The following is a 7647-nucleotide window of genomic DNA, read 5'->3' as shown; positions in this document are numbered from 1 at the left end:
AGTCTTCCTCCCGCCTTGACCGCCGGGGCCCTCGCCTCGGTGCGCTGGCTCAAGGCCCACCCGGAAGTGCGTGACGCCCACCAGGAGCGCGCCGCCGCCCTCAAGGCCCGCTTCCGCGCCGCCGGCATCCCGGTGATGGAGAGCGTCAGCCACATCGTCCCGGTGTTCGTCGGCGATCCGGTCCACACCAAGATGATCTCGGACATGCTGCTGGAGGAGCACGGCGTCTACGTCCAGCCGATCAACTATCCGACCGTGCCCAAGGGCACCGAACGGCTGCGCTTCACCCCCTCGCCCAACCACACCGACGCCATGATGGACGACCTCGTCCGCGCCATGGACAGGCTGTGGACCCACTGCAACGTGGCGCGCCTCCCTGCCGTCGCCTGAGGCCGACATCGGCGAGGTCATCATCGAGATGACCCGCAACGGCCCGTATCTGAAATGCTCGGCCATCCACGTGGCCACCGGCGTCGAAGTCTCCGCCCTCGGCCCGGCCGCCGAGCCGAAGGGGCTGGAACGCATCGCCATCGCCAAGCTCAAACGGGCGCTGGCCACCCGGTGACCACAAGATGTTGTGGTTGCCGGCGCCCGGGCCTAAATGAACAACCGCCAAGTTCGGGGACCCCGCAGTGACCGCCTTCACCCACGACGCCTTCTTCTCGAAAACCCTCGCCGACGCCGATCCCGACATCTTCGGCGGCATCCAGGGCGAGCTGCGCCGCCAGCAAGAACAGATCGAGCTGATCGCGTCCGAGAACATCGTCTCCAGGGCGGTGCTGGAGGCCCAGGGCTCCGTCCTGACCAACAAATACGCCGAGGGCTATCCGGGCCGGCGCTACTATGGCGGCTGCGAATACGTCGACGTCACCGAGAACCTCGCCCGCGAGCGCGCCAAACAGCTGTTCGGCTGCGCCTTCGCCAACGTCCAGCCGCACTCCGGCGCCCAGGCCAACCAGGCGGTGTTCCAGGCCCTGCTGACGCCCGGGGATACGTTCCTGGGCATGGATCTGGCGGCCGGCGGCCACCTGACCCACGGCTCGCCCGCCAACCAGTCCGGCAAATGGTTCCGGCCGGTGACCTACAAGGTGCGCGAGAGCGACTGCCTGATCGACTACGACCACGTCGCTGAAATGGCGGAAAAGGAGAAGCCGAGGCTGATCCTCGCCGGCGCCAGCGCCTACAGCCGCCACATCGACTTCAAACGCTTCCGCGAGATCGCTGACAGCGTCGGGGCGTATCTGATGGTCGACATGGCCCACTATGCGGGCCTGATCGCCGGCGGCGTCTATCCCGACCCGCTGCCCCACGCCCACGTCGTCACCACCACCACGCACAAGACCCTGCGCGGCCCGCGTGGCGGCATGGTGCTGTCGAATGACGTCGAGCTGGGCAAGAAGATCAACTCGGCCGTCTTCCCTGGCCTGCAGGGCGGACCGCTGGAGCACGTCATCGCCGCCAAGGCCGTGGCCTTCGGCGAGGCGCTCAAGCCCGAGTTCAAGGCCTATGCGCGGCAGGTCGTCGACAACGCCCAGGCCCTGGCCGCCGTGCTGGTCGAGCGCGGCGCGGCCATCGTCTCGGGCGGCACCGACAGCCACCTGATGCTGGTCGATCTGCGGCCCAAGGGCGTCACCGGCAAGGCCACCGAGGCGGCCATGGAGCACGCCCTGATGACCTGCAACAAGAACGGCGTCCCCTTCGACACCGCCCCCTTCACCGTCACCTCGGGCGTCCGTCTCGGCACCCCGGCCGGCACCACCCGCGGCTTCGGCGTCGGCGAGTTCCAGCAGGTCGGCCACTGGATCGCCGACGTCATCGACTCGATGAAGGGCACGGACGAGGCCGACGCCGGGGTCTCGCAACGGGTCGCGGGCGAGGTGCGCGAGCTCACGCGTCGCTTCCCGATATACGGATAACCACCTGATGAAATGCCCCTTCTGCGGAAATCAGGATACCCAGGTGAAGGACAGCCGCCCGTCCGACGACGGCGCCGCCATCCGTCGCCGCCGGTCCTGCCCGCAGTGCAGCGGGCGTTTCACCACCTTCGAACGGGTCCAGCTGCGCGAGCTGATGATCCTCAAGCGCAACGGCCGCCGCACCCCCTTCGACCGCGACAAGCTGGAGCGATCGCTGGGCATCGCCCTGCGCAAGCGTCCGGTGCAGCCGGAGCAGATCGAGCAGCTGGTCAGCCGCATCGTCCGCCAGCTGGAAAGCCTCGGCGAGACCGAGATCCCGTCCTCGACCGTCGGCGACTTCATCATGAAGGCGCTGAAGTCGGTCGATGAGGTCGCCTATGTCCGCTACGCCTCGGTCTACAAGGACTTCCGCCACACCGGCGATTTCGCCCGTTTCCTCGGCGCGGAGGGGCTCAACGAGGGGCAGGACGACGACGGATCCGGCCGGAGCTGATGCGCCCGCGCGTCACCCTGAAACTGGCGACCTCCCTCGACGGGCGGATCGCCACGGCCTCCGGCGAGTCGAAATGGATCACCGGCGAGGCGGCGCGGCTCGAGGGACACCGTCTGCGCGCGGCCCATGACGCCGTTCTGGTCGGGGTCGAGACCGTGCTGGCGGACGATCCCGAGCTGACCGCGCGCCTGCCCGGCCGCCCCGTCGACCAGCCGCTGCGCGTCGTCCTCGACAGCCGGCTGCGGACCCCGGCGACGGCGAAGCTGGCCGTTGGCGGCGACACCCTCATCCTCACCGCCGTCACGCCGGCCGCCATCGGAACCGCCGTCGTCGAACAGGTCGACAGCGAGGGCGGGCGCCCGACGCCGGCCGCGGCGCTCGCGGCCCTGCGCCGCAAGGGCGTCGCCTCGGTCCTGGTCGAGGGCGGCGGACAGGTCGCCGCCTCCTTCCTGCGCGCCGGACTGGTCGACCGTCTCGAATGGTTCCGCGCGCCGATCCTTCTCGGGGCCGAGGGGCGACCCTGCGTGGCCGCGCTGGCGCTTGAAAACCTGGCCGCCGCCCCCCAGTTCCGGCGGGTGTCGGCCGAACCTGTCGGCGACGATCTTTGGGAACGCTATGACGCCGTCCGCTAGACCCTTCCGGCGTGCGTCCGATCTTGACGCAGGGCGGCGCCATAGTGCGGGCCCGGCGTCGCATTCCGGCGGCGACGAGGTAGACGAGGTAGACGAGATCGACTCCTTTTTTTCCGGATCAGAGTCTACCCCGGGGGCGCGCTGATGTTCACCGGCATCGTCACCGACGTCGGCCGGGTCCGCTCGGTCCGGCCAACCGAGCGCGACCGCCGCTATGAGATCGAAACGGCCTTCGACACCGCCGGCATCGATCTCGGCGCCTCGATAAGCCACGCCGGCTGCTGCCTGACGGTGACCGAGAAGGGCCCCGGCTGGTTCGCCGTCGAGGTCTCCGGCGAGACCCTGTCGAAGACCACCCTGGGCGACTGGGCTGAAGGTCACAGGGTCAATCTGGAGCGCGCCGCGAAGCTCGGCGACGAACTGGGCGGCCACATCGTCTCCGGCCACGTCGACGGCCTCGGCCGCGTCGTCGCCGTCGAGCCCGAGGGCGGCTCGCACCGGGTTCATATCGAGGCTCCCGCGCCGCTGCACCGCTATATCGCGCCCAAGGGCTCGATCACCGTCGACGGCGTGTCCCTGACCGTCAACGCCGTCGAGGGCCGGCGCTTCGAGGTCAACATCATCCCGCACACCTGGCGGGCCACCACGCTCGGCGGCCTCAAACCGGGCGATGCGGTCAATATCGAGATCGACATGCTGGCGCGATACCTCGCGCGGTGGCAGGAGACGGCGTGATGCAATTGGCCGCGAACATGAACGACAGCCCGATCAGCCCCATCGAGGACATTCTCGAGGACGCCCGCAACGGCAAGCCCTACATCCTCGTCGACGCCGAGGATCGCGAGAACGAGGGCGATGTCATCATCCCGGCCCAGTTCGCCACGCCGGACCAGATCAATTTCATGGCCCGCCACGCCCGCGGCCTGATCTGCCTCGCCATCACCGCCGACCGCGCCCGCCAGCTGCGCCTGCCGCCGATGTCGGCCGAGAACCGCGAGAGCATGGGCACCGCCTTCACCGTCTCGATCGAGGCGAAGGAGGGGGTCACGACCGGCATCTCGGCCGCCGACCGCGCCCGCACGGTGCAGGTCGCCGCCGACCCGACCCGGGGCGCCGACGACATCGTCTCGCCGGGCCACGTCTTCCCGCTGGTCGCCCGCGACGGCGGCGTGCTGGTTCGCACCGGCCACACCGAGGCGGCCGTCGACATCTCGCGCATGGCCGGCCTCACGCCGGCCGGGGTGATCTGCGAGATCATGAACGAAGACGGCACCATGGCCCGGATGCCGGACCTCGTCGCCTTCGCCCAGTTGCACGGGCTGAAGATCGGCACCATCGCCGACCTGATCGCCTATCGCCGCCGCACCGAGCGACTGGTCGAACGGGTCATGGACACGCCATTCGAGAGCGTCCACGGCGGGCCGTTCCGCCTGATGCTGTACCGCAACGCCATCGAGGGCGTCGAACACGTGGCCCTGGTTCACGGCAAGATCGAGCCGGGCAAGCCGACTCTGGTGCGCATGCACCAGGTCGACTTCGCCGCCGACCTGCTCGGCCATGTCGAGGCCCGCCAGAACTATGTGCCGCGGGCCCTGAAGGCGATCAGCGACCACGCCGGACCGGGCGTCACCGTCTTCCTCCGCGATCCGGAACTGCACGGCCTCGCCGAACGGCTCGCCGGCGTCGAGAAGCCGGCCGCCGTCGACCGCGCCCTGCGCAACTACGGCGTCGGCGCCCAGATCCTGCTCGACCTCGGCGTCCGCGACATGATCGTGATGAGCTCGACCCGCCCCAATCCCACCGCGCTGGAAGGCTACGGCCTGCGCATCGTCGGCTGGCGCGACATGGACGGAGAAGAGCAATCGTGAGCGACCCGTATCGCGTCCTCATCGTCGAGGCGCGCTTCTACGACGATCTCGCCGACGCCCTGCTGGAAGGGGCGAAGGACGCCCTGCGCGCCCAGGGCGCCGACTTCGACATCGTCTCGGTGCCGGGCGCCCTCGAGGTCCCGACCGCCATCGCCCTGGCCGAGGAGGCCGGCCGCTTTCCGACCGCGCCCCGCTACGACGGCTATGTCGCCCTGGGCTGCATCATTCGCGGCGAGACCTATCATTTCGAGATCGTCTCCGATCAGTCCGCCGCCGCGCTGATGCAGCTCGGGCTCAAGGGCGTCGCCATCGGGAACGGCATCCTGACGACCGAGGACGAGGACCAGGCCTGGGCCCGGGCCCGGCTCAGCGAGGGCGACAAGGGCGGCGGGGCGGCGCGCGCCTGTCTGGACCTCATTGCCTTGCGCAAGCGGCTGCGCGTAGGACTGGCGTCGTGACCGAACCCGCCAGCCTCCAGTCCGTGCTCGAGCAACTCGCCGAGGCCGAGAAACAGCGCGCCGAGCCGCAGCTGACCAGCCGGCAGCGCCGCGCCCGCACCGTGGCGCGCCTCGCCGCCGTCCAGGCCCTGTACCAGATGGAACTGGCCGGGGAGGGGGTCGAGACGGTCATCACCGAATTCTCCAACCATCGCTTCGACACCGACATCGAAGGCGAGCCCCTCGCCGAGGCGGACGAAGCCTGGTTCGCCGAGATCGTCCGGGGCGTCGTCGGCGGCCAGCGCGACATCGACGGGGCGGTCAGGGCGCGGCTGGCCTCCAACTGGCGGCTGGAGCGGCTCGACTCGACCCTGCGGGCGCTGTTGCGCGCCGGGGCGTGGGAGCTGCGCGAACGCCAGGACGTGCCGAAGGAGATCGTGATCGACGAATACGTCGAACTGGCCAAGGCCTTCTTCGACGACGCCGAGGCGAAATTCGTCAACGCCGCCCTCGACGGCGTGGCGCGAGACGCCCGCGCCTCCTGATGGCCGCGGTCGACGTCGCCGGTGAATTCGAGACCATCCAGCGTCTGTTCGCGCCTCTCGCCCACCCTGAATGGGGGCGGGGGCTCCGGGACGACGTCGCCGTGGTCCCCTCGAAGCCTGGCCACGACCTCGTCGTGACCAAGGACGTCCTTGTCGAGGGCGTCCACTTCCTGCCGACCGACCCGCTCGACACCGTGGCCCGCAAGCTGCTGCGCGTGAACCTGTCGGACCTGGCCGCCAAGGGGGCCGAGCCGTTCGGCTATCTGCTGGCCTGCCACTGGTCGGAACGCTGCGGCTGGCCCGAGCGGATGACGTTCGTCGACGGGCTGCGGGCGGACCAGAAGGCGTTCGGCGTGGCCTTGCTGGGGGGCGACACCGTCGTCACCCCGGGGCCGGCGAGCTTCTCCATCACCCTGCTGGGCTGGACGCCCAGGGGGCGGACGGTCGGCCGTGGGGGCGCCCGGGTCGACGACCTGGTCTTCGTCACCGGATCGATCGGCGACGGCTGGCTGGGGCTGCAGGCGGCCCAGAACAAGCTGTCGCTGCAGCCGGATCGGGTCGCCGCCCTGCTGGAGCAGTATCGGACGCCGACGCCGCGCGTCGAGTTCAGCGCCGCGATCCGCGATTTCGCCAGCGCCTCCATCGACGTCTCCGACGGCCTCGTCGCCGATCTCGGTCATCTCGCCGAAACGAGCGGGGTCCGGGTCGAAATCGATCTGGAAACCGTGCCGCGCTCCGCGGCGGCCCAGGCCTGGTATGACGGTCGGGTGGACGAACAGGCGGCGCTGGAAAGTCTGGCCACCGGCGGGGACGACTACGAGATCGCCTTCACCGCCCGCGCCGCCGACGAGGCCGCCCTCCGGCGCGAGGCCGAGCGTCGCCATCTGCGGCTGACCCGCATCGGCCGGGTCGTCGCCGGACAGGGGATCGTCGCCCGGTTCGGCGGACAGCCGATTCCGATCGACCGGCCCGGCTTCACCCACGGCTGACAACGAATTCTCAAGGCGTCGGCCTCACCTTGGGGCCATGCGCCGCCGTGACCTGATCGCCGCCTCCCTCGCCGTACCGGCCCTCGCGACGGCCACGATGGCCGACGCCGAGGACAAGCCGGCCACCGGCGCGAGCCTCGGCATCGCCGGCGTGGGTCTGCCGATCATCTCCGGCGGCCGGATCCGCAACTACGTCTTCGTCTCCTTGCGTCTCCATCTCGGCGGCGCGGCGACGCCCGAATCGATGCGCCCGAAAGAGGCCTATTTGCGCGACGCCCTGGTGCGCGCCGGGCATCGCACCCCCTTCGTGATCGAAGACGACTGGACCCGACTGGACACCGCCGCCCTGTCCGCCAGCCTGATGCGTTCGGCCGCCTCGATCGCCGGACGCGGGGCTGTGACCCGGGTCGAGATCATCAGCCAGGCGCCCCGGCGGCGCACGGGCGTCCGCGCCGGCTGAACTCCATTCACCAATCCTGTTGCGTCACCCCGACGCATTTGGCACGTTTCCGCCGCATTTCCCGAGGGACGCAGACTCGCGTCCGTGCGCACGGGGGGACCGGAAGGCGGACAGAGGCGAATAACGCCCGCCGCGCCAAGGGTCCGGGCGCCTCTAGAAACACAGGGATTGGAAACGCCATGAGTAATATTCTGTGGCTTGTCATCGCCGCAGGCGCGCTGGGGGTCCTGTACGGACTGGTTCAGACGGCCGCGTTGATGAAGGCCTCGACCGGCAACGACAAGATGCGCGAGATCGCCGCCGCCAT

Annotated in this window: 11 protein-coding genes; all 11 read left to right on the top strand. The window is 69.9% G+C overall.

The genetic code is table 11. From position 1 onward, the window contains the following. Nucleotides 1-390: aminotransferase class I/II-fold pyridoxal phosphate-dependent enzyme (locus RDU12_RS09775; RefSeq protein WP_308684527.1), on the top strand; the 390-nt coding region annotated here is incomplete at its 5' end. Beyond that, nucleotides 377-565, top strand: coding sequence for a hypothetical protein (locus RDU12_RS09770; RefSeq protein ID WP_374990209.1), 189 nt, complete (start codon nt 377-379; stop codon nt 563-565). The genes RDU12_RS09775 and RDU12_RS09770, both read left to right, overlap by 14 nt. A gap of 67 nt (nt 566-632) precedes the next feature. Next, the gene (glyA, locus tag RDU12_RS09765; protein ID WP_308684526.1) at nt 633-1916 is read left to right on the top strand and encodes a serine hydroxymethyltransferase; all 1284 of its coding nucleotides are present in this window, start codon (nt 633-635) and stop codon (nt 1914-1916) included. Nucleotides 1917-1923: 7 nt separating this feature from the next. Beyond that, complete coding sequence (gene nrdR, locus RDU12_RS09760) at nt 1924-2409, top strand: transcriptional regulator NrdR (protein ID WP_300292916.1); 486 nt, start codon at nt 1924-1926, stop codon at nt 2407-2409. Next, nucleotides 2409-3041 carry a RibD family protein gene (locus RDU12_RS09755; protein WP_308684525.1) on the top strand — a complete coding sequence of 211 codons (633 nt, stop codon included), beginning with the start codon at nt 2409-2411 and terminating at the stop codon, nt 3039-3041. Before nrdR ends, RDU12_RS09755 begins: the two co-directional genes overlap by 1 nt. Nucleotides 3042-3185: 144 nt before the next feature. Continuing rightward, complete coding sequence (locus tag RDU12_RS09750) at nt 3186-3776, top strand: riboflavin synthase (RefSeq protein ID WP_300290151.1); 591 nt, start codon at nt 3186-3188, stop codon at nt 3774-3776. Beyond that, a complete protein-coding gene (gene ribB / locus RDU12_RS09745; protein ID WP_300290152.1) occupies nt 3776-4909 on the top strand; it encodes a 3,4-dihydroxy-2-butanone-4-phosphate synthase in 1134 nt (377 codons plus the stop codon). Before RDU12_RS09750 ends, ribB begins: the two co-directional genes overlap by 1 nt. Beyond that, nucleotides 4906-5367, top strand: coding sequence for a 6,7-dimethyl-8-ribityllumazine synthase (gene ribH, locus RDU12_RS09740; protein ID WP_300290153.1), 462 nt, complete (start codon nt 4906-4908; stop codon nt 5365-5367). Before ribB ends, ribH begins: the two co-directional genes overlap by 4 nt. Next, nucleotides 5364-5891 (top strand): transcription antitermination factor NusB, encoded by a 528-nt coding sequence (gene nusB / locus RDU12_RS09735; protein ID WP_300290154.1) that lies wholly within the window; start codon nt 5364-5366, stop codon nt 5889-5891. Before ribH ends, nusB begins: the two co-directional genes overlap by 4 nt. Next, nucleotides 5891-6880 (top strand): thiamine-phosphate kinase, encoded by a 990-nt coding sequence (thiL, locus tag RDU12_RS09730; protein WP_300290155.1) that lies wholly within the window; start codon nt 5891-5893, stop codon nt 6878-6880. The genes nusB and thiL overlap by 1 nt, the downstream gene beginning before the upstream one ends. A 37-nt stretch (nt 6881-6917) precedes the next feature. Then, entirely contained in the window at nt 6918-7340 is a 423-nt protein-coding gene (locus tag RDU12_RS09725; RefSeq protein ID WP_300290156.1) for a hypothetical protein, read from the top strand. Nucleotides 7341-7647: the final 307 nt, after the last annotated feature.

It is taken from the genome of Brevundimonas sp., assembly GCF_031082345.1.
Taxonomy (GTDB): Bacteria; Pseudomonadota; Alphaproteobacteria; order Caulobacterales; family Caulobacteraceae; genus Brevundimonas.
This window is presented reverse-complemented; position numbering and strand designations above follow the sequence as displayed.